26 protein-coding genes are annotated in these 25,350 nt (G+C 65.6%); 15 read left to right on the top strand and 11 right to left on the bottom strand.

Features of this window, described 5'->3' with window-relative positions:
* Positions 1-181 precede the first annotated feature (181 nt).
* A complete protein-coding gene (locus ACLJOO_RS24350) occupies positions 182-1,558 on the top strand; it encodes a hypothetical protein (protein ID WP_410789653.1) in 1,377 nt (458 codons plus the stop codon).
* Entirely contained in the window at positions 1,555-2,163 is a 609-nt protein-coding gene (locus tag ACLJOO_RS24355; RefSeq protein ID WP_410789654.1) for a hypothetical protein, read from the top strand. The genes ACLJOO_RS24350 and ACLJOO_RS24355 overlap by 4 nt, the downstream gene beginning before the upstream one ends.
* Positions 2,164-2,208: 45 nt before the next feature.
* On the opposite strand, the gene ACLJOO_RS24360 is transcribed toward ACLJOO_RS24355, so the two are convergent.
* Genes ACLJOO_RS24360 through ACLJOO_RS24370 form a run of 3 tightly spaced genes read right to left on the bottom strand, consistent with a single transcriptional unit; the run spans position 2,209 to position 5,394 of the window.
* On the bottom strand, positions 2,209-3,036 hold the full coding sequence (locus ACLJOO_RS24360) for a carbohydrate ABC transporter permease (RefSeq protein ID WP_410789655.1): 828 nt from the start codon (positions 3,034-3,036) through the stop codon (positions 2,209-2,211).
* Between the two features lie 25 nt (positions 3,037-3,061).
* On the bottom strand, positions 3,062-4,045 hold the full coding sequence (locus tag ACLJOO_RS24365) for a carbohydrate ABC transporter permease (RefSeq protein ID WP_410789656.1): 984 nt from the start codon (positions 4,043-4,045) through the stop codon (positions 3,062-3,064).
* A gap of 5 nt (positions 4,046-4,050) precedes the next feature.
* Positions 4,051-5,394 (bottom strand): extracellular solute-binding protein, encoded by a 1,344-nt coding sequence (locus ACLJOO_RS24370; RefSeq protein WP_410789657.1) that lies wholly within the window; start codon positions 5,392-5,394, stop codon positions 4,051-4,053.
* Between the two features lie 187 nt (positions 5,395-5,581).
* Between ACLJOO_RS24370 and ACLJOO_RS24375 the strand changes: the two genes are divergently transcribed.
* Positions 5,582-6,010, top strand: a complete 429-nt coding sequence (locus tag ACLJOO_RS24375; RefSeq protein WP_410789658.1) for a DUF4440 domain-containing protein — start codon at positions 5,582-5,584, stop codon at positions 6,008-6,010.
* A gap of 14 nt (positions 6,011-6,024) precedes the next feature.
* Here the strand turns inward: ACLJOO_RS24375 and ACLJOO_RS24380 are convergent, their stop codons facing one another.
* From ACLJOO_RS24380 to ACLJOO_RS24405, 6 genes are read right to left on the bottom strand one after another with little or no spacing between them, the layout of a single operon-like run.
* Entirely contained in the window at positions 6,025-6,807 is a 783-nt protein-coding gene (locus ACLJOO_RS24380) for an SDR family NAD(P)-dependent oxidoreductase (RefSeq protein WP_410789659.1), read from the bottom strand.
* Positions 6,804-8,246, bottom strand: a complete 1,443-nt coding sequence (locus ACLJOO_RS24385) for an ABC transporter substrate-binding protein (protein ID WP_410789660.1) — start codon at positions 8,244-8,246, stop codon at positions 6,804-6,806. Before ACLJOO_RS24385 ends, ACLJOO_RS24380 begins: the two co-directional genes overlap by 4 nt.
* Positions 8,247-8,255: 9 nt before the next feature.
* Complete coding sequence (locus ACLJOO_RS24390; protein ID WP_410789661.1) at positions 8,256-9,125, bottom strand: carbohydrate ABC transporter permease; 870 nt, start codon at positions 9,123-9,125, stop codon at positions 8,256-8,258.
* On the bottom strand, positions 9,122-10,012 hold the full coding sequence (locus ACLJOO_RS24395; protein ID WP_410789662.1) for a carbohydrate ABC transporter permease: 891 nt from the start codon (positions 10,010-10,012) through the stop codon (positions 9,122-9,124). Before ACLJOO_RS24395 ends, ACLJOO_RS24390 begins: the two co-directional genes overlap by 4 nt.
* Positions 10,013-10,034: 22 nt before the next feature.
* Complete coding sequence (locus ACLJOO_RS24400) at positions 10,035-10,859, bottom strand: aldo/keto reductase (RefSeq protein ID WP_410789663.1); 825 nt, start codon at positions 10,857-10,859, stop codon at positions 10,035-10,037.
* 5 nt (positions 10,860-10,864) lie between these two features.
* The gene (locus ACLJOO_RS24405; protein ID WP_410789665.1) at positions 10,865-12,583 is read right to left on the bottom strand and encodes a GH39 family glycosyl hydrolase; all 1,719 of its coding nucleotides are present in this window, start codon (positions 12,581-12,583) and stop codon (positions 10,865-10,867) included.
* Positions 12,584-12,748: 165 nt separating this feature from the next.
* Between ACLJOO_RS24405 and ACLJOO_RS24410 the strand changes: the two genes are divergently transcribed.
* From ACLJOO_RS24410 to ACLJOO_RS24430, 5 genes are all read left to right on the top strand, one after another.
* The gene (locus ACLJOO_RS24410; protein ID WP_202875572.1) at positions 12,749-13,429 is read left to right on the top strand and encodes a GntR family transcriptional regulator; all 681 of its coding nucleotides are present in this window, start codon (positions 12,749-12,751) and stop codon (positions 13,427-13,429) included.
* 35 nt (positions 13,430-13,464) lie between these two features.
* Positions 13,465-14,082: a TetR/AcrR family transcriptional regulator gene (locus ACLJOO_RS24415; protein ID WP_410789666.1), complete on the top strand. Its 618-nt coding sequence runs from the start codon at positions 13,465-13,467 to the stop codon at positions 14,080-14,082.
* A gap of 102 nt (positions 14,083-14,184) precedes the next feature.
* Positions 14,185-14,913: an HD domain-containing protein gene (locus ACLJOO_RS24420; protein WP_410789667.1), complete on the top strand. Its 729-nt coding sequence runs from the start codon at positions 14,185-14,187 to the stop codon at positions 14,911-14,913.
* A gap of 360 nt (positions 14,914-15,273) precedes the next feature.
* The gene (locus ACLJOO_RS24425) at positions 15,274-15,402 is read left to right on the top strand and encodes a hypothetical protein (protein ID WP_410789668.1); all 129 of its coding nucleotides are present in this window, start codon (positions 15,274-15,276) and stop codon (positions 15,400-15,402) included.
* A gap of 224 nt (positions 15,403-15,626) precedes the next feature.
* Complete coding sequence (locus ACLJOO_RS24430; protein ID WP_410789669.1) at positions 15,627-15,956, top strand: cupin domain-containing protein; 330 nt, start codon at positions 15,627-15,629, stop codon at positions 15,954-15,956.
* A 10-nt stretch (positions 15,957-15,966) separates the two neighbouring features.
* On the opposite strand, the gene ACLJOO_RS24435 is transcribed toward ACLJOO_RS24430, so the two are convergent.
* Positions 15,967-16,419, bottom strand: a complete 453-nt coding sequence (locus ACLJOO_RS24435; protein WP_410789671.1) for a hypothetical protein — start codon at positions 16,417-16,419, stop codon at positions 15,967-15,969.
* A 182-nt stretch (positions 16,420-16,601) separates the two neighbouring features.
* Between ACLJOO_RS24435 and ACLJOO_RS24440 the strand changes: the two genes are divergently transcribed.
* Together ACLJOO_RS24440 and ACLJOO_RS24445 are read left to right on the top strand one after the other, a co-directional pair.
* Positions 16,602-18,800 (top strand): carbohydrate-binding protein, encoded by a 2,199-nt coding sequence (locus ACLJOO_RS24440; protein ID WP_410789672.1) that lies wholly within the window; start codon positions 16,602-16,604, stop codon positions 18,798-18,800.
* Between the two features lie 123 nt (positions 18,801-18,923).
* A complete protein-coding gene (locus tag ACLJOO_RS24445) occupies positions 18,924-19,562 on the top strand; it encodes an aspartate/glutamate racemase family protein (protein WP_410789673.1) in 639 nt (212 codons plus the stop codon).
* Positions 19,563-19,569: 7 nt separating this feature from the next.
* Here the strand turns inward: ACLJOO_RS24445 and ACLJOO_RS24450 are convergent, their stop codons facing one another.
* Entirely contained in the window at positions 19,570-19,779 is a 210-nt protein-coding gene (locus ACLJOO_RS24450; RefSeq protein WP_410789675.1) for a hypothetical protein, read from the bottom strand.
* 110 nt (positions 19,780-19,889) lie between these two features.
* Between ACLJOO_RS24450 and ACLJOO_RS24455 the strand changes: the two genes are divergently transcribed.
* From ACLJOO_RS24455 to ACLJOO_RS24475, 5 genes are read left to right on the top strand one after another with little or no spacing between them, the layout of a single operon-like run.
* Positions 19,890-21,356 (top strand): sulfatase-like hydrolase/transferase, encoded by a 1,467-nt coding sequence (locus ACLJOO_RS24455; protein WP_410789676.1) that lies wholly within the window; start codon positions 19,890-19,892, stop codon positions 21,354-21,356.
* Positions 21,353-22,612, top strand: coding sequence for an extracellular solute-binding protein (locus tag ACLJOO_RS24460; RefSeq protein WP_410789677.1), 1,260 nt, complete (start codon positions 21,353-21,355; stop codon positions 22,610-22,612). The genes ACLJOO_RS24455 and ACLJOO_RS24460 overlap by 4 nt, the downstream gene beginning before the upstream one ends.
* Entirely contained in the window at positions 22,609-23,505 is an 897-nt protein-coding gene (locus ACLJOO_RS24465; protein WP_410789678.1) for a carbohydrate ABC transporter permease, read from the top strand. Before ACLJOO_RS24460 ends, ACLJOO_RS24465 begins: the two co-directional genes overlap by 4 nt.
* Positions 23,502-24,320, top strand: coding sequence for a carbohydrate ABC transporter permease (locus ACLJOO_RS24470; RefSeq protein WP_410789680.1), 819 nt, complete (start codon positions 23,502-23,504; stop codon positions 24,318-24,320). Before ACLJOO_RS24465 ends, ACLJOO_RS24470 begins: the two co-directional genes overlap by 4 nt.
* A gap of 13 nt (positions 24,321-24,333) precedes the next feature.
* Complete coding sequence (locus ACLJOO_RS24475; RefSeq protein ID WP_410789682.1) at positions 24,334-25,332, top strand: LacI family DNA-binding transcriptional regulator; 999 nt, start codon at positions 24,334-24,336, stop codon at positions 25,330-25,332.
* Positions 25,333-25,350: the final 18 nt, after the last annotated feature.

The raw sequence follows: 25,350 nt of genomic DNA on the forward strand, positions 1-25,350 counted from the left end.
ACGGCCCAGGTGAGGGCAATGTGCCAGGCGACGGTGCCGGTCGACCTGGTGGTGAGGTCGGCAATGGTGAGAACGAGTCGCCGAGGTCCGCTGATCGGAATCCACGTGACCGGCCAGCAGATCACGCGGATCGTCCGACGCCAGCTAGCGAAACGCCGCCGACAACGAGGCATCGCGACCGTTGACTGCCCGCGAGAAGCTCGAGCAGCGCCTCGACGAGATGTACTGGCCGGGGTACGCGCGCGCATCGTCGACTGCCGTTGACAAGGAGCAGCGCGTTGACAGGATCGACGAGCGCTCCGCCGATGACGCGTCCGTGGGTCCATCGAGCAGGCAGGAGGTGTCGCCCGCGTCCGCGCAGCCTCGGCCGGGGGAAATGCAGCCATCCGAGACCGACTCAGGTGACGAACACAAGATCGCGGACCCTCGGCCCTCGCAGCCATTGACTGCTCGCGAGAAGCTGGACCAGGACGATGACGCGTCGGTCGACCGACAGCCGGGCGATGCACCCTCCGCTCCAGCGAGGAAGCCCGTCGATGATCGGCCCGAGCCGGAGGACCCATTCGCCTCCTACTCACCAGAGCTTCGGGCCCACATGCTTCACGACGACACCTTGGCCCGTCTCCAATACCTCAGCCCGCCCAACGACGAAGCCGAGTCGACCTCCCACGACGCGGATGCCCCCAGTCTGATTGAGTCGCCTGAGGAAGCCCGGTCAACGTCAGACACGGACTTGCGTGACGAAGGAGCGAGCGGCGCGTTGCCGGCGGACGATAGCAGCGCGTCGGCGTCACGTCTTGCCGACGAAACCGGCGATGAGCCGGTTGCTGATTCGCCTCCTTCTGACCGGTCGCCCACCGACAACGAGGATGCCGGGACTACGGGTCAGGAGCCAGCCACCAACAGCGTTCTGCCTGATGAGAGCGCTTCGTTCGAAACGGACGACGTTGCCGCTGGCCTCGATTCCACTGGCATGCACGAGATGGCCGAGCTGGGGCACGAGTTCGTCGAAGATGCCACTCCGAAGGAGATGGACCAGTACCGCCGTATCCGGGAAGCCGACGATGTGGACGCCCTTGCAGAGAGCAGCGGATTGCCGCGCGAGGTCATCGAAGAGGCGAAACAACACCTGTTCCAGCGCCAGCACGATGTGGCACTCGGTCCGGGTGAGGTCAGGCATGGCTACTTCACGCCGTTCGCTGAGTTTGGCGACCTGTGGGAGCGTGTCGCCTCAGGCGACGACTTGACTGACGACCAGCGTCTGGAATTCCGGTCACTGCTGGCGCACGAGTACGTCGAATCAAAGCTGATGCAGGCCGGGGTGCCTTACAAGTCGGCGCATCCAGAGGCCTGGACCGACGACGGGATGTCCAGGATCTCAAGGGAATATCCGTCTGCCCACAACATGGCACCGCTGAGCGCACAATCGAGACCGAAGGATCTGCTGAGACTCTGGGACGATCCATTGGGTTTGCCGAGAGGTGATCTTCGGGTGGCGGAAGATCTGTCGAATCTGGACGAAGTGGTTCGTGTAGCGAAGAAGGGGCTCGGCTTGTGACTGATATTGCGGCGTGCGAGAGGCTCTTGTCGCGCCTGGTTGCGGCGAACTGGGACGATGACGCCGCCGCGTTGCGGCGCGCCGCGTCGCGCGGGCGGCTGGCAGCTGAGTACCTCCGCCGAATGGCAGTCTGGGCTGACGCCCTGGCCGTGCCCGAACAGTGGCCATTCTTCGACCTGGCCGCGACGTTTGATCCAGCGGTAGAGACCGATCCGGTCTGGATGCAGCGACTCGAGGCCGGCACTGGGCATCGGTTGGGCACGATGTCGACGAAGGTGGTCACGGACATGTTCCGCTGGGCGTCGCTAGGCGACCAGACGAAGGAACGCTTCCCGACGTTTGAGGACCCCTACGAACCGATGGTGCAGCTGTTCGAGCGGGGTGGCGAGATCTGGCCCGGTCACCGTGAGATCGAGTTCTACGGCGGCTCGTTGCCCTTCCGTGGCATCGCTGATCGGCTCGCGCAAGCGCCGTCTCAGATCGACGCCGTGACCCTTGACGAGGTGGACGCGAAGGAACGCATTCGGGCTGAGCAGTCACGCGCCCGCATCGCCGCCAAGCGTGCGGAGCACATAACCGAGAAGACACAACCGCCGGCCGAGTAGGCGCCTCGGCGGTGGATCGCGAGTCGGCTGCGTGGTGGGTGGGGGCTACTTGATGCCGGCGAGGCGGACGCCGTTGACTATGTAGCGTTGGAAGATTAGGACGAGGAGGATTGTTGGGAGGGCTGCCAGGGTTGAGCCGGCCATTAGCATGCCCCACTCGTTGCCGCGGGCTGAGCGGAACGTTGCTAGGTATTGCATGATCTGGGTCAGGTCGGGGTTCGAGATGACGAGGACCGGCCAGACGTACGAGTTCCAGTAGCCGAGGAACGAGGCGATGCCGACGACGACGAACGGGCCGAGGGACTGCGGCACGAAGATCTGCAGGAAGATCTGCCAGCGGGTCGCGCCGTCGATGAGTGCGGCTTCCTCTACCGCGGCCGGCATATTGAGGTAGAACTGCCGCAGGAAGAACATCTGGGCGCTCGATGCGACGCCGGGGATGATGAGCACCGCCAGGGTGTCGAGCATGCCGAGTTTGCTCACGACGACGAACGATGTCAGCAGGATCGCCATCGCGGGGACGAACATCGGCGTGATGCAGACCAGCCACCACAGCCGCTTTCCGGCGAAGTCGAGGCGGGCGAAGGCGTAGGCCGCCATCGAGTTCACCACCAGGCTCGCGACGGTGAAGATGACGGCGCCGACGAAGGTGATGACCATGGCGCGGACGAACGGCGGGTCCTCGAGGATCAGGCGGTAGTTGTCGAGCCGCCAGACGTCGGGGAAGAACTGGAACGGGGTGCGCAGTACCTCGTTCTGGCCCTTGAAGCCGGAGATCGCCATCCACGCGAGCGGAAAGAGCGAGGTCACGGCGATGCCGGCGACGAGCAGGTAGGACAGGAGCCGGCGCGGCGCGTACCACGAGCGGTTCATCGGAGGTCCTTTCGGTGACGCCGACTCAGGCGTCCGACGACTTCTCGGAGCTGACGACCCGGAAGATGATGAGCGAGATGGTGCCGATGACGAGGAAGAGCAGCAGCGCCGCGGTCAGGGAGTAACTCGTCGCGTACGGCGTGGCGTCGCGGAAGCTGTTGAAGATGTAGAGGTTCGGCGTGTTCGTCGCGTTGACGGGGCCGCCGTTCGTCATCACGAGCGGAAGCTGGAACTCCTGGATCGTCAACGTCAGGCCGGAGACGAGCAGGAAGAGGATGACGTTGCGCAGCGACGGGATCGTGATGTAGCGGGTGCGCTGCCAGAAGTTCGCGCCGTCGAGCCTCGCCGACTCGACGTAGCTCTCGGGGATGTCGAGGATGCCGGCGAGCATGATCAGGGTCGAGACGCCGAAGCCGAGCCAGATCGCGGGGACCGCCACGGCCGGCAGCGCGGTCGATGCCGTGTTGAGCCATGCGAGCGGGCCTTGGCCGAACAGCCCGATGAACCAGTTCGCGAAGCCCTCGTCCTGATAGATGAAGACGAAGATGATCGCCGCGACGACACTCGAGACGACGGCCGGCACGTAGACGGTCGTTTTCATGAACGCCGCCATCCGCTTCGACAGCGTCGCGAGGAAGCTCGCGAGGAGCAGGGCGAGCACCAGGATCGTTGGCACGACCATCAGCGCGAGTTTGAGGCCGACCATGAGCGACTCGTAGAACTCCGGGTCGGTGAGCACGAACTTGTAGAAGTCGAACCCGACGAACTCGGCGTCCTTGTAGAAGCTGATCTCGAAGAAGCTCAGATAGAACGCGTAGACGAGCGGCCAGATGACGAAGATGCCGAGCAGTACGACCATCGGCGTGATCATCAGGTACGCCGTGAGGTGCGCGCGCAGGTGCCGTGGTACCTCCTCGGTCAATCTCGTACGGCGCCCGCGCGGCCGGGACGGCGTACCGCTTGGTTCGGTCGCCTCGATGGTCGGGGTCGACGTGTCGATCATGGACATACCTGTCAGCCCTTCGGTGCTGTGCCCTTGAGGCGCTGTTGCTTGATGACGCGGTCGATCGCGTCGCTCGCCTTCTGGGTGGCGGCCGGGATGTCGGACTTGCCCTTCATCACGGACTCGATCGCCGTCGCGAAGGCGAGGGAGATGTCGAACGGGTACGCCGGCTCGGCCTTCCCGGTCGCGACGACCTTGTCGGTGATGACCTTCATGAACGGGTCGGACGTGGCGGCCGGGTCGTTGGCGAGCGCCTGGTCGACGGACGTGCGGACGGTGTACTTCGAGAAGCCGCTCTGCCTGAAGAAGTCGGCCATGATCGCCGGGTCACCCGCGAGCAGGTACTCGATGAACTTCGCCGCCGCCTCCTTGTGCTTCGACTTGGCGTCGACCGTGAGCGTCCAGCCGCCGAGCGTCGCCGTCGGCTTGCTCGGATCGCCGTCGACGGACGGGAACGGGGCGACCGCGGTGTTCTTGATCATCGCCGGGAAGCTCTGTTTGAGCTGGCCGACCGCCCACGAGCCGTTCGCCATCATCGCGACCTGGCCTTGGCCGTACGGCGTCGCGTCGGGGTAACCGACCTTCGGCTGCTGCGGGATCCAGCCCTTCTGGAACAGGGTCTGGTAGAACTCGAAGAGCTTCGTGTAGCAGGGGTCCTTCGCGTTGGCGGCAGACCAGTCGTCGTTGATCGGCAGGTGGCCGCACGCGTTGTACTGCAGGCCCCAGCTCGACCAGCCGAGGTCGGGCGCGACGGAGGCGATCGTCATGCCCTTGACCTTGCCCTTCGTCAGCTTCTCGGCCCACGTGAGCAGTTCGTCCCAGGTCTTGGGCGGCGCATTCGGGTCGAGACCGGCGGCCTTGACGAGGTCGGTGCGGTAGTAGAGGACGGTCGACGGCTCGACGAGCATCGGGTACGCGTAGTGCTTGCCGCCGACCTGGACGAACCCGCCGACGTTGGATTTGATGTCGCTCCACGCCTTGTCCGGCATGAGCCCGTCGAGCTCTGCGAACTGACCGTTCGCGACGCCGGCGGGGATGCTCCCGTAGTTCGTCGTCGCGACGTCGGGTTGCGTACCGGCGGCCTGTGCGGCCTTGAGCTTCTGTTGCCACGTGTCACCGGGGACGACCTGGTACTTGACCTTCACGTCGGTCTGCGACGCGTTGAACTTGTCGACGTAGGTCTTGAACCATTTCTGCTGGTACGGCTCGAACTGCGACTGCCAGAAGGTGATCTCGGCCGGCCCTCCGCTACCTCCGGAGCTCCCCGAGGAGCCGGAGTTCGAACTGCAGCCCGCGAGGGCGATCAACGCGGCTACGGCTGTTGCTGCGACGATCCTGAGTCTCCGTTGACGCATGTCGATGCTCCTTGACGCGTAGGTCTACAACGCTGCTACGCGACGGAGTGTCGCAGAAATCGATTTCCCAGACAATGGTCTGGAGGCCGGTTATAAAGAAGTTGCAGAGGGCATTGGATGATCGCACTGTGGCTCGAGGCCCTCCGCAACGAGACCTGACAACACCTGACCACGTGAACGGAGTGCGATGTCCGCCGATCAGAGCCGCCCCGAGCCCGACGCCGTCAAGGCCGAGCTCGACGAGTTGATGCGCCTGTTCTTCAGCGCCTTCACCAACACCGACGGCCCGCCCCGCACCGACCGCATCCACGAGGTGTTCATCCCCAGGGGAACGATCATCCGCCAGACCGGGGACCAGTCGGTCGTCTACGACCTCGAATCCTTCGTCGCGCCCCGGCGGCGGATCCTCACCGACGGGACGTTGACCGAGTTCTCCGAGTGGGAAGTCAGCGAGCGGACCGAGATCTACGGGTCGATCGCGCACCGGTTCAGCGAGTACCGCAAGTCCGGCGTCCAGAACGGCGAGCGGTTCGAGGGCGGCGGCCACAAGACCACCCAGTTCGTCCGTACGCCGGCCGGCTGGCGCATCAGCTCCCTGGCCTGGGAAGACGCCTAGCCGGCCACGCAGGGTCAGTGCATGTAGAGGCCGCCGTCGACGTTGAGGGTTTGGCCGGTGATGTAGCTGGAGGGTTCGGAGAGTAGGAAGGCTATTGCGGAGGCTACGTCCTGGGGTTCGCCTACGCGGTCTACCAGGAGGTCGGCGGTCAGGGCTGCTCGGCGTTCGGGCGTCAGAGGGCCGCCCATGATTTCGGTGGCTATGGGGCCGGGGGCTATGGCGTTGACAGTGATGCCATGTGGGCCAAGCTCTCGGGCCAGGGCTCGGGTCAGGCCGATGACGCCGGCTTTGGCTACCGAGTACGGCGTTTTGCTGTAGGTGCCGCCGCCTCGTTGGGCGGACGTGGAGGAGATGCTGACGATGCGGCCGTAGCCATGCCTCACCATGCTCTCGGCGACCCGCCGGGTGACGTAGTGGACGCCGTTCAGGTTGGTGTTGATGACGCGGTGCCACTCGTCGGAGGTCAGCTCTAGGTAGGGGACCGGGGAGCTGACGCCGGCGATGTTCGCTAGCGCTGCTAGCGGAGGTAGGGCGGCCTCGAGTTCGTCGATCGCCGTACGGACCTGGGCTTCGTCCGAGACGTCGGCAGCAACGGCGTACGCCGTGACGTTGTGCTTCGCGGTGATCTCCGCGGCGAGTGCCTTGCCGCCGACAGCGTCGATGTCGAGGATGCCGATGTTCCAGCCCTGTGACGCGAGGAGGAGGGCTGTGGCGCGGCCGATCCCGCGTGGAGATGCCGCGCCGGTCACGACCGCAGTGCGTGGGCCTGTCTCAACCGGAGCGTGGTCGGCGGTCACTTGGCGGCTCCGTAGTCCTGGCCTGGCTTCCAGTCGGCGAAGACGTAGTCGGACTCTGACACCTTGGCTCCGGCCGCTTTCGCCTTCTGGAGCGCCTGGGCTCGGTCAGCGGTGGTGGCGTCGCTCAGCTTCTTCAGTTCGGCCTTGAGGTCCTTGATCGATCCGCCCAGATAGCCCTGGACGATGTTGCCGACGTGCGGCGTCACCGGCTTGCGGAGCGCGTCGACACGAGCCACAGCAGGGTTCTTCACGATCGCCTGGGGCATCAGGAACACGTTTTCCTTGCAGAACTCGACGCCCTTCTTGTACGCGTCGACCGCGTTCGACGACGCGACCAGATCAAGGTTCAGCGGCGGCTGATCCATCGCCTCGATCATCCCCTTCTGGTAGTCGTCGGACATGAAGGACGCGATCAGCTTTCCGGCCGCGTCGGGATTCTTGCTGTCCGCGGAAACGAAGTACGTCGCAGCAGGCTTGCCGCGGTAGCACCAAGGATTCGTACCGGACGTCGGCACCAGGATCTGACCGGACGCGAGCTTGTCGACGATCGTCGGCGCCAGCGCCTTGGACCCACCGGCACACCAGATGCCGTCGATGAACGTCCCGACCGCCCCGGAGGCGTACCGGGTCCGGGCGTCGACGACACCGAAGTTGTTCGAGCCCGGCATGATCAACTTGTCGTCGTTCAGCTGCTTCAAGAACTCGATCACCGTGACGTAGGCGTCGTGGTGATACGCGTACTCGCCGGTGGTGAACTGCAGACCTTGGTACCCGGGGAAGCCGGCCGTCTGCGCCATGTCATCGACCTGATCACGGATGCGCCCGCCGTCCGCACCGATCGCCAACGTGAGCGGCTGGATCCCGGCCGACTTCAGCTTCCCCAACGCGTCCTTGAACGCCGCGTAGTCCTTGGGCACGTTGTTCGGATCGAGCCCTGCCTTCGACCAGTGGTCCTTGTTCACCCATACCAGCGTCGAGCTCTGCCGGAAGCTGAACATCGGGAACCCGTAGAGCTTGCCGTCCAGCCGCGTGATGCCCTCGGTGAACGCGTCCTTGGGCAGCTTGGCCTGGATGTCCGCCGGAATCGTGACCTCATGCACCCATTTGCCGCTCACCAGGGCAGGCAACGGGAGCCCGATCACGTTCGAGTAGACGTCCGGCATCTTGTTGGCCTGATGCGCCAGCTGGAACGCCTGGGTCGCCTTGGACGCGTCGTAGTACGTATGGGCGACGTTGGTCTTCAAAGACGGCGATTGGGTCTTGGCCCAGTCGTCGTTGAGGCGCTTGAACGAGCTGAAGTGGTCCCACCAGTCCAGTGTTCCGGTGGCACCCCCGCTCGTGCTTCCGGTCTGAGAGCTCGAGTCACTGCATCCGGTCGCGGCGCCGACGGCGGCGAGTACGGATGCCCCGAGCAGACTGCGACGTGTCATCCCGGTCATTTCCACTCCTTAGGACTTGACTGCTCCGGAGATTCCCTCGACGAAGTAGCGCTGCAGGAAGATGAAGAGCACGACCACCGGGACGATCGAGATCACCCCGGCCGCGGCCATGCCGGACCAGTCGGTCGCGGTCTCGCCGACGAACGCCTGCATGCCGACGCTCACCGTCCGGAGATCGGGCCGGCTGAACGTGAACACCAGCGGCAGGAAGAAGGCGTTCCAGGTCGTGATGAAGGTGAGCACCGCGACGGTCGCCGTGACCGGCATCGCCAGCGGCAGCATCACCGAGAAGAAGGTGCGAACGAACCCGGCGCCGTCGACGACCGCGGCCTCCTCCAGCTCGCGGGGGATCTGCCGGAAATATCCGTAGTACAAGAGAATTGCCGACACGTACGCCCCGCCGCTGAGCGCCAGGATCAATCCGCCCAGCGAGTCGATCAGGTGCAGCTGCATCGAGATCTTGACCACCGGGATGATCGTGTAGCCGGTGGGGACGAAGAGCGTCGCGATCAGTACGCCGAGGAAGAGCTTGGATCCGCGGAATCGGTAACGGGCCAGGACATACCCGGCGGTCGCGCAGCGGATGGTGACGATCACGACGGTGACGACTGTGGTGACTACGGTGTTGATCAGGTACCGGCCGAAGTGTGCGTCGTTCCACGCCCGCGAGTAGTTGTCCCAGACGAACGTCGAAGGCCACAGCTTCAGACCACCGGTGAACATCTCCATGTTGTCCTTGAGCGATGCCGACAGCATCCACAGGAACGGGAAGATCCAGAGCACCGCGATACCCACCAGGAAGAGCGCGGCGATCCACCAGGGCACCCGGCGCAACAGGCGCCGTTGCCGATCCGTGCGTACGACGACTTGCGCTGTCATCGCTGGTCTCCTCTCAGCCGGCGACCGGCGTACACGCCCCACAACTGAAGGGCTCCGACGACGGCGACCAGCAGACCGAAGATCACCGCGGCCGCGGAGGCGTGCCCGAGTTGGGGGATCGAGGCGGCGAAGGCCCAGCGGTAGATGTAGATCTCGATGATCTCGGTGTGGAAGTACGGACCGCCGCCGGTCAGCGTGTACATCAGGTCGAAGTTGTGGAAGGTCTCCTCGACCGTCAGCACGGTGATGATGATCAGGAACGGCTTGAGCATCGGCAGCGTGATGTGCCGGAAGAGTTGCCCGGTGCCCGCGCCGTCGATGCGGGCGGCCTCGTACAACTCGTACGGGATGGTCTGCAGCGCCGCGAGCCAGTAGATCATCGTGACGCCGAAGAACTTCCACACATACAGCACGGCCGCCGTCGGCAGGGCCAGGTGCTGATCACCCAGGAAATCCACCCCGCCGAAACCGAGCTTCGTCAACGCTGTGCTGATCGGTCCGCTGGCCGGGTCCAGGATGAAGCGCATCACCACGCCGATGATCGCCGTTGTGGTCACCACGGGGATGAAGAACGCCGATCGCAGGAGGCCGATCAGTGGCAGCTTCGGCGAGTTGAGGACCATTGCCAGCAGCAACGTGAGAAGCACCCGCGCCGGCACCACCAGGAGCATGAAGAACAACGTGACCTTGAACGAGTTCCAGAACAGCGGATCGGCGAAGACCTCGCGGTAGTTGCTCAGGCCAACGAACTTCTGGTCGGCGTCGAAACCGTTCCACTCGACCAGCGAGTACCAGTAGCTCGCGATGATCGGGTAGATGGTGTAGACGCCGTACAGCACGACTGTCGGCACCAGGAAGATCCAGATCCAGGTCGTCCTGAATCGCACAGATCTGCTCGTCATGGCCCGGCTACCTGATCTGGCTGAGCGCGAACGTGCGGGGATCGTTGCCGATCCGGTGGTCATTCTCCAGTGCGGTGATCGACGCGATCTCGTCATCGGTCAGCTCGAAGCCGCCGAGCTCGAAGTTCGCGCGGATCCGCTCGGGAGAGACCGACTTGGGAATGACGAGATGCCCTTGGTGCAGGTGCCAACGGAGCACGACCTGGGCCGGCGTCACGTGATGAGCCTCGGCGATCGACGCCAGTACTGGAAGAGCGAGGTCGTGCCCCTGACCGAGCGGTGAGTACGCCGCGATCGCGATCGACCGCTCGCGGCACAGCTCGGTCAGGTCGCGTTGCTGATAACTCGGATGCAGCTCGATCTGGTCGATCGCCGGGACGATCTCGCTCTCCTTGGCCAATCGGTCCAGGTGTTCGGGCAGGAAGTTGGACACACCAATCGCCCGTACCCGCCCGTCGGTGTAGATCCGTTCCAGCGCACGCCAACTGTCGACATAGCGATCTACAGTCGGATTGGGCCAGTGCAGGAGATACAGGTCGGCATAGTCCAGGCCGAGGCGCTGCAGCGTTTCGGCGTACGCCGTCAATGCCGACTCGTAACCGTGCTCTCCATTGCGCAGCTTGGTGGTGACGAACAGTTCGTCGCGCGGGAGACCGCTGGCCCGTACGGCGGCGCCCACACCGACCTCGTTGTTGTACGCCGCCGCGGTGTCGATGTGGCGGTACCCGATCTCGATCGCCTGCTCGACGACGCGCTGCGTGTCGCTCGGCGGGACCTGGAAGACGCCGAAGCCGCGCTGAGGAACCTGTACGCCGTTGTTCAGTGTGATCATCGCGATCAGCTGCTCGGTTCGAGGATCAGCAACGATGCCGACGGCAACGGAAGCGAGACCTCGAGCGAGACCTCTCCGTCAACTGTGAGGCTGCGTTCCGCTTCGAACTCCTCGAGACCCTGCCGGCTCTTGATCGTGGCCAGCTCTTCGGCGGTCGGGTCCTGGGGTGAGCCGAGCTGTTGCCAGACGGTGAACGCATTGCTGTGGTCGGCGTCGATGCGCAGATGCCGCAACCGGTAGGAGCCAGCCGACAGGTTGCGTACGGTCACGCTCACCGGTGTCTGGTCGTCGCTGGTCTGGTACTGATCATCGATGTGCCGCCAGACCAGTACGGCGACGCTCCCGTCCTTGGCGCGGGAGGCGAGGGCATCGACTTCCTCGGGCATGCTGCTGCCGTCGGTGTGCTCGAGTTCGCCGACCTGCCAGGCCGCGTCCGAGGTCGTGCTCAGACGGTCCGGGCCGAGTAGCGACAGCATCCGATACGCGTTGAGGAACGGCTTCTCGACGCCACCAGCCGTCAGGAAGGACCGCGTGCCTTCGAAGTAGCGTTCGGCCTCGAAGTAGAAGCTCCACGAGGTGGCGTACGCGACCTGGGCCGGCTCGGTCGCGTTCAGGTCGAGGATCTTCTTCATCAGCTTTGCCTGGAAGACCGGGTAGTACTCGGTGTTCTGGAAGCTGTAGTTGCGGTTGTCGTAGCGTCCGAAGTGCGCCGGCACCGCCGCATCGCACTCGTCGACGATCACCGGAAGCTCGGCGTACGCCGGGTACGAACCGATCAGGCGGTTGAACTCGCGCAGGTCGTACAGCATCTTCGTCGACGACGGGCTGAGCTGCTCGGCCGCCGGCTCGGCGAACGGCTTGTAGTCGCGGGTCGGGAAATGGCAGCCCTTGGTGTGGTAGGAGATGAAGTCCAGCGGCTCGTCACGCTGCGACGTGTAGTCCAGGAAGCCGCGCATGAAGTTCAGTCCGCCGCTGGTGACGGCCGGTCCGCCGACCTTGGCCTCGGGCAGCACGGCCCGGATCGCCTGCGCCGTCGCGGTGTAGAGCTCGTTGTACTGATCGAGAGTGCCGCGCCAGTAGGAGATGTCCGGCTCGTTCCACAGCTCCCAGAGCCAGGTCTTCACCTCGGCTTCGCCGTAGCGCTCGATGCAGTGCTGAACGGTGGCGCCGATCAGGCCCGCCCACTTGGCGTAGTCCTTGGGCGGATACCCCCAGGCGCCTGCCTCGTAGTTGGTGTAGGCAGTCGGACTCGGTACGACGGTCAGCTCGGCGGCCTCGGGTGGCAGCAGGTCGCGCGGGGTGAAGCCGAGCTCCACCAGTAGGTGGTGTCCGGCGCCGACGATCGCGTCGTACGCCTGGTCCAGCAGCGTGAAGTCGTAATACGGATTTCCGTCGGCGTCTTCGTGGTAGACGTTGCCGGAACTCCAGTGCGGGATGCCGAATCCACTGCCGGAGCAGTACATGTAGTGCGGCCGGACGAAGTAGCCGGCGCCGGAGAAGTCGGCGAAGGTCTGCAGCAGGCGTTTTCCGGTGGGCGTGTACGTCCAGTTGAACTCGTCGTACCCGAAGCTCTCCCAGATCCGCGTCAGCGGACCCTCGATCTCCGCGGCGTCGACCTCGATCGTCGCCGTGGTGACGTGCGGTGCCTCGGGATTCCGGGGAGCGGCGGGCGGGAACGGGCCGAGGGCGCTGCGTCCGGTGTGAACCGCTGTGTCAGTGGTCATCAGCGTCGAGACCTCTCTCTGCCTCACGGGAGGTTCCGAGTCTGCTCGGCACTTCGTTTACTGTCAATGAGTAACTGTTTACAATCTACAGAGGGACCGGCCAGGGGCTAGAGTCGTTCCCTGCTCCGGATTACGGGCGGTAACTGGCTTGAGGAGGTGGTCGGCTTGATCCCCGACGATGTCGTGTCCCCGCTGCCGTCGCAGCGCGCTCTCGGTGATCTGGTGACCGACGTGCTCCGGGAAATGATCACGGGCGGCCGGTTCCAGCCGGGCCAGCATCTCAAGGAGACCGAGCTGGCCGACGCGCTCAAGGTCAGCCGCGGGCCGATCCGGCAGGCGCTGGCCCGGCTCGAGGAAGAGGGCCACGTCGAGCTCCGGCGGCACCGCGGGGCTTTCGTCAGCACCTTGACCAGGACCGACGTCGAGGAGGTGCACACTCTCCGCGGCGCGATCGAACGACTGGCCGCCGGCCGTGCGTGCACCCGGATGCAGGGCGCGGGATTCGCCGAGATGGACGCGGTCCTGGAGCAGATGAAGAGCGTCGACACCAAGATCGATCCGGAAGACGCCGTACGGCTGGACCTGCAGTTCCACGACATCATCTACGCGTACTGCGACCACGGCCGGGTGCAGCGCGTCTGGGAATCCATCCGCGGGCAGGTGACCGTTTTCCTGCGCGCCCGGAACGCCAGTTTCCCGGATTTCCTCGAGGTCGGCTACAGCGAACACAAGGAGCTGCGCGACGCCTTGGCCCTGGGGGATCCGCAAGCTGCGCAGGACGGGATCGACAAGCACATCCTCGGGGCGTACGAGCGACTGAAGCGACTCAACTTGCCGGACCGCTGACCTGCTTCGAAGGTCGTTTGTGTAATGGTTGCAGGATGGTGGATCCACGGGCGCAGCGGACGATCGACGCGTTGTTGAGTGCTGCGGAAGAGCTGTTCGCGGCTCGGGCCGTCGCCGACGTCACGGTCGAGGAGATCGCCGCCACTGCTGGTGTTGCGGTCGGATCGGTTTACAACCACTTCGGGTCGAAGGCCGGGCTGTACGCCGCTTTGGCGGAGCGGGCAGTTGTCGTGGATCGGCAGTTCATGGATCTCGCGTACGTCGAGGGCCGCGGGCCGGTCGAGCAGTTGTACGCCGCGGCGGATGAGTATCTCGCGTTCTATCTGGCCAATCCTGAGTATTTCCGAATGCTGGCGTTTCCGGGGGAGCCCGGGAGTTATGCCGCGGGGCAGGAGCTCGCGGACCGGTTGGCGGACTCGGTGGACGAGCAGAACCGGCGGATGGTCGACGCGATCAAGCGCGGTATCAAGGCCGGCACGATCCGCAAGGTCAACGCCCAAGAGCTGGCGACGGTGCTGTGGTCCTCGTGGAACGGGATCATCAGCCTGGCCTGGCGGCAGGATCGCCTGCAGCGCAACCCGAGGCAGCTGAAGCGCCTGCTCCGGACGGCGACGGATGCCTTCGCCCGCGGCCTCCTAGTCGAACGCGACTGACATTGCGGGGGGCAATCGCCGGTGCTAGGGTGCGGACACTTCTTGCAATGATTATAAGAAGAAAGACCAGCCTCAGCTTGTTGCTAGAGAAGGGTTGGCGCGATGGCAGCGATAGGTTCGCCGGAGTGGGTGGCTGAAACCAACGGCGCGCTGGGGTTGCGGGATCAGGTGCGGTTCGTCGCGCAGGCGATCGTTCGCGAGCTTGCGCCGCGGCGTCGTGGTCGTGGTGCTGTGCTCGCTGCCGATCGAACTCCGCCGAGCACGCCCGTCGCGCAGCACGTCACCGACTTCGCGCGGACCGTACTGCCTGGGCCCTTGCTGCATCACAGCATGCGCTCCTGGCTGTGGGCGTGCATGCTGGCCGACCTCGATCGGCTCGAGCACGACGGCGAGCGGTTGTATGTCGCCGCGCTACTGCACGATGTCGCGCTTGCCGACGCGCATCGTCCCGGTCCGGATGCTGCTTGCTTCGCCGTACATGGGGCGATGGTTGCGCGCGGGGTCGTGCTCGATGCGGGTGGGGGTGCTGCGCTCGCTGATGATGTGGCTGATGCGATCGCGGCTCATTTCAACGTCGCCGTACCGCTGTCCTGGGGTGCCGAGGCACATTTGCTGCACGCGAGCACGCATCTTGACGTGGTTGGGTTGCGGCGGCTGGAGATTGCCCGAAGCAGTGTTGCCGATGTGCATGCGCAAGAGCCACGGGCTGGGTTCGCTGACCACTTCCTCGCTGTGATGCGGGAGGAGGGACGGCTTCGGAAGTCGTCTCGAGCCGGGTTGTTGTGGCGCCTCGGGATGGAGCGCTCGGTCCGCAAAGCCGAGCGAACATGACGGACTGGGCGGAACTGCACGAAAACGTTGTCCGGCAGTTTCGGACTGCCTGGGAGAAACCCGATCCGCATGCGTGGGACGGTTTCCTCGATGATTCCGTGCGGTTCGTGCAGCCGATGTTGCGCGACGGCGTGGGGGCCGGCGCTGTGGTGGGAGGCGGTCGATCTGCTGAAGGTCTCGCCGGAGGGTCGGCTGCTGTTCCGTGAGTCCTTCTTCGACTCGGTCCCACCGGCCACGGCACTCGTCCGTCGCCCGCGTGCCTGGCTTCGATGGTGGCGGTCCGGCATCGGACCGTTAATCGGCCGCCGCCGATTCCTGCCGCCCGTCGCGCGTGATCTGTAAGTTGGTCTACGTCGAGGGATGCTCGATGCGGTACTGCTCGGCCAGTTCGTCGAACCGCCCCGGAGCACCTTCCGCCAGCACAACGGGCCGGCCGGCAACCCGCCGTACCTCGGCTGCCACCTCGTCGGCCTTTCCTGGGTCGCGTAGATGCCGAGCACAAGATCGTGGTCGTCCGCCAGCGTGAACCCCCACTGCACCTCGCACGGCCCGTCGTGTTCCGCCACCGGACACAACACCGGCGCCACACGCCCCACCACATCAGGGACGAACCGGACCCACGCCCTGACCGCACGTCAGACCACGGTCGTACGGCGGGGTCCAGTCGTAGGGGCAGGGTGGAGCCTTCGTCGGTCCGGTGCGACCATCGGCTGATGGAGATCTTGCGGATCGACGAGTTGGCGGCTGTTCACCTGGAGCTGGCTGGGCGGAGTGACAGCGGGCGTAGTGCGACGACGTTGTACAGCCGGGCCGGGGCTCGGTTGCGGCAGACGTTGATCGCGCTGGATGCCGGGCAGACTCTTGGCGAACACCAGAGCCCTGGAGACGCCTCGCTGCTGTGCCTGCAGGGGGACGTGGTGCTCCGAGCGGGCGAGGCCGAGGTCGAGCTGCGGGCAGGAGACCTCGTAGCGGTACCTCCGCAGCGTCACGACGTACACGCCCGGACTGCGTCTGTTCTGCTGTTGTCAGTTGCTCTGCATTGAGACCGGAGCGTCAGGTCACGGAGTCGATGTGGTGTTCTGTGGCGGCGAAGGTGAAGGTGTCGCCGGGGTGGAGGTTTTTGAGGGCGGCGTAGAGGGGTGCGTCGGTGGTCATGCCTTCGTAGGTGACTCCGTCGCATTCGAACGGTGAGCTGACCACGCCGACGACGTAGTGGTTGTCGTCGAGTACGACGATTGCGCCCGGCCGGATCTCGCTGGTTGGGGCGAAGTCGAGGCTCTCGGCGTGGGCAACGCTGCTGTGCTGCCGTTTCGCGACCTCCTCGTAGAGTCCGCCCAGGTCGCCGGCCTCGTCGGACTGCGACTGGTCGTCGACGGAGAACGAGGAGTCTTGGTCGAGTCTGGCCGCCGAGTCCTCACGGCCCACGGCAGCGTCCGTCGCGCGGAGGTGCGCCTCGAGGTGCGCGACCAGAGCCTCTTTGACCCGCAACTTCGCCTTGCCGTCCATCCCGCACCCTCTCCTTGCTGTCGCGAGCGCCGTACGGCACAAGTGTCTCGCAGGAAATCATGTCTGCTGGGGGACGGAAAGTTCCGGAACCAGTTCCGGAACCGGTAGGGGGTGTTGGTGGGGGGATTCCGAACCTAGAGTCGGCCTGCTTGTAAGGGCTTTCCCAGGTGGTTGGAGGGTTTGTGAGGCGGACTCTTGGGCTCGCGGTTGTGGTTGGGGTAGTGGCGGCCGGACTGGCGGCGGGTGGTGGTCCCGCGGCGGCGCAGCGCGGGGCGGTGGTCAGTGGGTCGTACTCGAGCGGCGGGGCGCACGCCTGGCAGCCGTTGCCGGCGACGTATGTCGGGAACGACGCCGGGACTGCCGACGCGACGGTCGTGATCGATCCGAGTGTGAGCAGGCAGAAGTACACCGGGGTCGGTTTCTCCTTGGACGAGACGAGCGTGTCGAACCTGTGGAAGTTGACGCCGCAGGAGCGGGAGCGGGCGGTCCGGCTGCTCGTGGATCCGAAGACCGGTGCCGGGTTCGACCGGTTCCGGCTGACGATCGGGAGTCCAGATCTGATCGAGCATCTGCCGTTCTGGTCGTACGACGAGTTGCCGGCCGGTGTCACCGAGGACCGGAACCTGAAGTACTTCTCGATCAAGCGGGACGTGGACGCGCACATCGTCGACACGGTGAAACTGATCCAGAAGTACAACCCACGGGCCACGTTCTTCGCGTCGGCGTGGAGTGCGCCGGCGTGGATGAAGACCAACAACCGGTTCACCGGTGAGGTCGCGCTGAAGCCGGGCAGTACGACGTCGTACTACCAGGTCGGCAAGCTCCGCGACGACTGCATCGACGTGTTCGCGAAGTACTACGTGAAGTACCTGCAGGCGTACGCGCAGCGCGGCATCAAGGTCGACGCGCTGACGCTGCTCAACGAGCCGGGGATCGATGTGGTGTACCCGGCGATGGACATCAGCGTCGAGCAGCAGCAGAAACTCGCCGTCGCGATCAAACGCGAGGTGCGGCGCGCCGGGCTCCGCACGGAGCTGTACGTGCACGACTTCAACTTCTGGGACTGGCGCGACCCGAACAGCACGGACACCAAGAACTACTACCGGATCTTCAACGATCCGGAAACCCGGAAAGCGTCGGACGCGATCGCCTTCCACCCGTACTGGGGCGACCCGACCGTGATGCGGGACGCGTACGAGGAGTTCGGAAAACCCGTGCACATGACGGAAACGAGCGACCTCAATCCGGAAACGATTCTGAACTATTTCCGCCTCGATGCGTCGTCGTACGTCCTGTGGGCGCAGACCACCGACCAGGACGGCGGCACGCTGCACTGGACGCCGGCGCGCGACAACAACATCGACTGGGAAGAGGTCGGTCGTACGACGAAGTGGCCGAACCGGCTCGTGAAGGTCGACACGACGACGAAAACGTTCTCCGTGCGGGATGAGCTGTACGCGATGGGTCAGTTCGCGAAGTACCTCGGGCCGGAGCACACCCGCGTCGAATCGAGCGCTACCGCGAACGGCATCAGCAACGTGGTGTTCAAGGACCGCGGCGACAACTTCGTCGCGATCGTGGGGAATGCCAACGCCGCGCCGAGCACGGTCCGCATCACGCTGGCGGGCAAGTCGTTCACCGTGATGGTGCCGGCCAACGCGTACGCGACGTACCGGTGGCACGGCGATGTCCCGGCGTCGCACCACAACCAGGCGCCGCAGTTCGACGACGTTCCGAATGTCACCGCCGACCAGTACCGGACCACGCAGCTCCAGTTGCGGGCGACCGATCGCGACAAGGATCGGCTCGCGTACTACGCGACGGATCTGCCGGCCGGGGTCAGCCTCGACGCGAGCACCGGCCTGGTGAGCATCCACCCGACCGTCGCGGGTGAGCAGGACCTGAAGTTCCGGGTGACGGACGGTGCGGCGAACGACGAGGTCACGGTGCATCTCACCGTGAATCCGCGGGGAGCGCCGGTGGGCGAGAAGGTTGAGGCGGAGTCGTACGTCGCTCAGCATGGCTGGACCGAGGGCGGGGCCAACTTCATCGAGAGCAACCCGGCCGCGAGTGGTGGTAAGAACGTCGGCTGGACTGCGGCCGGGAACTGGTTGCAGTATCGGGTCGACGTCGCGCAAGCGGGCACTTACGACCTTGAGCTCCGGGTTGCGAACGGGACTGGTGCTGTTGCTGCGGATGCGGTGTCCGTTCGAGACGCGGCCGGGACTGTGTTGGCGAAGGTGTCCGTGCCGGATACCGGGGGTTGGGCGAGTTATCAGTCTGTCCCGACGCGGGTGACGTTGCCGGCCGGGGATCAGGTGATCACCGTGTACTGCGAGACGGGCGGCTTCAACCTCGACTATCTCAGGCTGACAGGCTGACAGACAGAGCGGGTCGGGCGCGGGGTGCGTCTCACCCAGCATGCAAACGATTGCGCTGGGTGTCGGGAACGTGACAAGGTTGGCGCGGACAAGCGCCGTGATTGACACGTGAGGAGAGTCTGAATGACGCGCATCGCCTTCCTGCACACCGGGGCCGTGGTCATTCCGACGTTCGCGACGCTCGCCGCCGAGCATCTGCCCGGAGTAGAGGTGCAGAACCTGCTCGACGACAAGATCGTCGCCGATCTGGGCCGGGGTGCTGCGGCTGAGCAGGTCGCGCAGCGGCTCGCTGATCTTGGCGATGCCGCGGTTGCGGCCGGTGCGGAGGCGCTGATGTTCACCTGCTCGTCGATCTCGCAGTATGCCGGACCGCTCTCCGATCGTCTCGGGGTGCCGGTGTACCGCGTCGACGAGGCGATGGCGGACGAGGCTGTCGGCGCCGGTGACCGTGTCAGCGTCATCGCGACGTTGCCGACGACGGTGCAGCCGACGGCCGCGCTCCTGCGTGAGCGGGCCGAGCTCCAGGGTCGCGATGTCCAGATCGACGAGGTCGTCGTATCGGGTGCCTTCGAGGCTGCTGTCGCGGGTGATCGCGTTCGTCATGACTCGCTGGTGGCGGACGCGATCAAGGCTGCGTCCGGTGACGTCGTCGTCCTGGCGCAGGCGTCCATGGCGTCGGCGGCCGAGGGGCTCGACCTCGCCGTCCCCGTCCTCACCAGCCCCGAACGCGGCATCCGCCGCCTGGCCGAACAGTTCGGCTAGCGGCGGCTCACTTGGTTGAGCGGCGTCGGTTCAGGCGGTTGACCAGGCGGTCGAGGACGCCGTAGCCGGACAGGCCGAGGACCGAGACAGCCGCCAGGAAGAGCCAGACTGCAACCGTGATGTTCACCGGCCGGGCGATCAGCCCGGCGACGAACAGGACCACGCCGATCACCGCGAAGGAAATGACCAGGCGTCGACTCATCGGCTCGTAGCTCACGATGCCGATGCTATCCAGCGGGTAGCTCACCTCTTGACGTCGGGCGGATGCCTGCGGCAAGGTTTACAGCGCTGCATTACAGCGCTGTAAATCAAGCGGAGAGCAGGTAGATGCGTCCCGACATCGTCATCGTGATGACCGATCAGCAGCGGGTGGGGCTGACGCGGCGGAGCGGGTATCCGGTGGACACCATGCCGTTCGTCGACAGCCTGGCGAGCCGCGGAACGGATTTCCGGAACGCGTACACGGCCGCGCCGGCCTGCGTTCCGGCGCGGACCAGTCTGCTCACCGGTCGGTTCCCGAGCGCCCATCAGGTCCGGCAGAACAGCAACGCCCAGCATGCACGATTCGCCCAGGATCTGGTCGACGTACTGCGGGCCGCCGGCTACCAGCTGCACTTCGCGGGAAAGCCGCACATGCACCGCGACGCGCAGGACTTCGACACGTACGCCGGTCCGTACTTCCACACCCAAGGACCGGAGCGGAACGCGGAGGAAAACGCTTTCGACACCTGGCTCGAGCACCTCGACCACGGCGTCTCCGACGAGCCGACGCCGTACGACGTGCAGAACCAACTGCCCTACCGGATCACCACCGACGCACTGCAAGCGATCAACGAAGCGGACCCCGACAGACCGGGACTGTTCTGGGTCTCCTATCCCGAACCCCACAACCCATACCAGGTCCCACGGCCCTACTTCGACCTGGTCAGCCTCGAAGACGTCCCCGACCGCACAACGGGGCCCGAGGCAACAGAAATCAAGGGCGGCAGCTACGCCTGGCTGCGCAAGCTCCAGGAGGAGAAGCGACCCGGGTACGACGACAAGTGGCGCCGGTACGCCGCCAACTACCTCGGCATGCTCAATCTCCTCGACGACCAGATCGCCCGCCTGCACGAGGGACTCGCCCAACGCACCCGGCCGCGGCTCACGATCGTCCTCGCCGACCATGGCGACTACGTCGGTGAGTACGGCCTGCAGCGCAAGGGCGCCGGCCTGTCCGAGTTCCTGATGCGGATCCCGCTGATCATCACCGGCGACGGCGTCCACCCGCAGCAGCGCGACGAACCGGTCTCGATCGTCGACGTCCTGCCCACCATCTGCGAGGCCGTCGGCCAACCGATCCCCGACGGCGTCCAGGGCCGCAGCCTCCTGCCGCTCACCCACGGCGAGGACGCGCCCGAGGAAGAGTTCGGCAGCATCATCGCCGAGCACGGGTACGGCGGTCGCACGTACGACGTGACCGCGCGGCCGCCGCTGCACTTCGGGTACGACGGCCCGACGTTCGACGAGCTGAACACCGTCACCCAGTCCGGTGCCGCGCGGATGCTCCGGAGCGACCGCTGGAAGGTGATCGTCCATGCCGACCTGCCCGGTGAGCTGTACGACCTGGCACAGGACCCGGCCGAGCTCGACAACCTCTTCGACGACGACGCGCATGTGGCCGTCCGGGCCCGCCTCCTGCACCAGCTCGCCCGCTGGCAGGCACGGCTGACCGACGACCTCCCCAACGGCAACTACACCCCGCTCCGCCTGCCCCACAACTGGCGCTGGGCACCCCAAGGAGAACCAACATGACCACTTTCAGCCGCCGGACCCTGCTGGGCCTCGGCGCCGCCACCGCCGCGGCGATCACCATCCCTGGCTGCTCCGGCAAGTCCGGTCCGATGCGCGTCTCCTGGTACGGCCCGGATCCGGTCACCAAGGCGCTCAACAAGGCCCTCGACGCGTGGAAGGCGAGCGGCGGCGCGGAATACACCGCGGAAAGCGCTCCCTTCGACGACTACTGGGACAAGCTCGCCACGCAGACCTCCGGCAACAACGCACCCGACGTACTGCGGATGTCGATGAGCTACTTCAGTGACTACGCGGGCCGGAGCGCGCTGAAGGACCTTGGTTCGCTGGGGATCGACACGTCGGGTCTCGACAAGGACGTCGCCGCCAGCGGTGTTGCTGACGGCAAGAACTACGGGATCGGGCAGAGCTCGATCAGCTACTCGATGTACGTCGACGAGGCCGCGATCAAGAAGGCCGGCGGGACCGTACCGGCGCAGGGCTGGACCTGGGACAAGTTCGCCGAGTTCGCCCGCGACTACTCCGGTTCGGTGCGAGGCTCGTTCGGGTCCAGCGACCAGGCCGGAAACTTCCAGTTGTTCGAGGTGTACGCGCGTCAGCACGGGACGGAAATGTTTTCCGACGACGGCGGAAAACTGCTGACGACCAAGGAAACCGTCCAGGAATGGTTCCAGTATTGGGCGGATCTTCGGAACGCGAAGGCCGCGCCGCCGCAGAACGTGAGCGGTGAGACGACCGCGATCGAGAAGTCGTTGATTGCCACCGGCAAGTCTCCGCTGCAGTTCGGCTGGGTCCAGCAGGTCACCTTCTACCAGCCGCTGGTGAAGAGCCCGCTCGCCGTACTCCCGGTCCCGCAGGGCAAGGCCGGCGATCTGACCGGCCAGTTCGTCAAGGGCCTGGACCTGTGGAGCATCTCGGCCGCCAGCAAGCATCCCGAGGACGCGGCAAAGCTGATCGGGTTCCTGCTCAACGACGAGAAGGCGATCAAGGCGATCGGCATCCTGCTCGGCGTACCGCCCTCGAAGAAAGCGCGTGACCTGGTTTCCGCGGACGCGGGTTCGGCCGGTGCGCGAGCGATCAAGTACGTCGAGGACCTGGCCGGCAAGGTCGGTCCGTCGCCGAAGCCGTGGCCGAAGGGGTACGGCGAGTTGCTGACCGGATTCAGCCGGATCGCGGAGAACATCGGTTTCGGCAAGAGCAACCCGGCCGCTGGCGCTCAGGAGTTCACCGAACTGGCCGGGAAGACCCTCGGCCAGTGATCGCAAACCTCCGCAGGAGCGTTCCGGCGTACCTGTTCCTGCTGCCCTGGCTGATCGGCGTACTCGGGCTGACGATCGGCCCGATGCTCCTGTCGCTCTATTACTCCTTCACCGACTACGCGCTCCTCAACACCCCGGAGTGGACCGGCCTCCATAACTACACGGCCCTCTTCCAGGACTCGCGGTATCTGCAGTCGCTCAAAGTCACCTTCATCTACGTCGGCGTCTCGGTGCCGCTCGAGATGGCGTTCGCGCTCGCCGTCGCCGTACTGCTGAACCGAGGGCTCGAGGGCCTCGCTGTCTACCGAGCGTTGTACTACGTCCCGAGCCTGCTCGGCGGGAGTGTCGCGATCGCTCTGCTGTGGCAGCAGATCTTCGGCAGTGACGGCCTGCTCAACGACGTTCTCGGCCTCTTCGGCATCCACGGCCGCGGCTGGATCTCCGAGCCGGGTACGGCGCTGTGGACCCTGGTCCTGCTCCGGGTCTGGCAGTTCGGCGCCCCGATGGTGATCTTCCTGGCCGGCCTGCGGCAGATCCCGGACGAGGTGCTCGAGGCCGCCGAGGTCGACGGTGCGGGCCGATGGCAACGATTCTGGCGGGTGACGCTGCCGCTGCTCTCGCCGGTGGTGTTCTTCAACCTGGTGCTGCAGATCATCGGCGCGTTCCAGGCGTTCACGCCGGCGTTCGTGATCAGCGGCGGCAAGGGCGGCCCGTCGGACTCGACGCTGTTCTACACGCTGTACCTGTACCAGCAGGCGTTCGGAAACTTCCGGATGGGGTACGCCGCCGCGATGGCCTGGGTGCTGCTGCTGATCATCGCGGTCTTCACCGGACTGAACTTCGTCCTCGGCCGTACCTGGGTGTTCTACGGAGACGAAGGGGTACGTCGATGAGACGCGTACTGGCCCACGCAGGCCTGACCGCGGGAGCACTGGTGATGCTCTACCCGCTGCTCTGGATGATCACCGCGTCGCTGCGGCCGAACACCGAGATCTTCTCCAGCCCCGGACTGATCCCGGAGCACCCGACGCTCGGGAACTACGCCCTCGGCTGGTCCTCGACCGGGACGAGCTTCGGCATCTACATCATGAACTCGCTGATCATCTGCGCCGCGGTGGTGATCGGCAACGTGCTGACCTGCTCGCTGACCGCGTACGCGTTCGCACGGCTCACGTTCATCGGCCGGAAAACGTTGTTCGCGCTGATGCTGGCGACGATCATGCTGCCTGGTCACGTGACGCTGATCGCGCAGTACTCGATTTTCCGGAAACTGAACTGGATCGACACGTTCTGGCCGATGGTCGTGCCGAGCTTCCTGGCCACGGACGCGTTCTTCGTGTTCCTGATGGTGCAGTTCATCCGGTCGATCCCGGTCGAGCTGGACGACGCGGCCCGCATCGACGGCTGCGGAGTGTGGGGCATCTACCGGCGGATCATCCTGCCGCTGCTGTCGCCGGCGCTGGTGACGACGGCGATCTTCTCGTTCATCTGGACCTGGAACAACTTCTTCAGCCAGCTGATCTACCTGTCCACGAGGACCCGGCTGACGGTGCCGGTCGCGCTGCGCGGCTTCCTGGACGCCACCGGCAGCTCGGAGTGGGGCGCGCTGTTCGCGATGAGTGTCGTCACGCTGGTGCCGGTCGTCGTGGTGTTCGTGATCTTCCAGCGCCGCATCCTGGCCGGAATGGCCCACACCGGCCTCAAATGAGATCCTGCCAGCTATGAGGCCGCGCCTGACCGATGTCGCCGAGGCGGCCGGGGTGTCGATGAAGACGGTGTCGAACGTCGTCAACGGCGCCGAGCATGTCCGCGAGGAGACGCGGCAGCGGGTGCTGGCCGCGATCGACAAGCTCGGGTACCGGCCGAACATCGCGGCCCGCAACCTGGCCCAGGGGCGCAGCGGGGTGATCGCGCTCGCCGTACCGCAGCTCGACCGGCCGTACTTCGCGTCACTCGCGGCCCGGATGCTCGACGAGGCCGAGGCCTTCGGCTGGATCGTGCAGTTCCACCAGACCGGCGGCCGCCGCGAAGCCGAGCTGGCACTGCTCACCGAGCGGCACCCGGCCCGCCTCGACGGCATCGTGATGAGCCCGCTCGGCCTCACCGCGGAGGACGTTCAGAACCGCGACCCGGCGCTGCCGCTCGTCCTGCTGGGTGAGAAGGCCGGCGCGGAGCACCACGCCGACCACGTCGGCATCGACAACCGCGAGGCCGGCAAGGTGGCGACCGAGCATCTGCTCGAGCTCGGCCGCCGGCACGTGATGGCGCTGGCCCCCGGGCCGCGGATGGACGACGAGCGGATCAACGGGTACCGCGACGCGCTCGCCTCGGCCGGGTTACCAACAGACGAGGACATCGTGCTCGCGACCGGCGGTCTGCGCGGCCAGGACGCCGAACGGACCCTCGGCGAGTGGCTGGACTCGGGACACCCGGCGCCGGACGCGATCTTCGCGGCCACCGACTGGCTGGCGATGGGCGCGATCCGCGCGCTGGTCCTGCGCGGTCTGCGGGTGCCGCAGGACGTGGCCGTGGTCGGTTTCGACGACATCCCGTACGACCTGGCCACCCTCCCGACCCTCACCACGGTCGCGCCGGACCGGGTCGCGATCGCCCGCCTGGCGCTGCAAGCTCTCCGTGACCAGCGGCCACAAAACGAACCCAAGCGCCTGCAAGCCCCCTTCAGCCTCGTCGTACGCGAGAGCACCACCGGCATCAGTTAGACCCTGGCGCGGGTTGGG

It is taken from the genome of Kribbella sp. C-35, assembly GCF_046549195.1.
Classification (GTDB): Bacteria; Actinomycetota; Actinomycetes; order Propionibacteriales; family Kribbellaceae; genus Kribbella.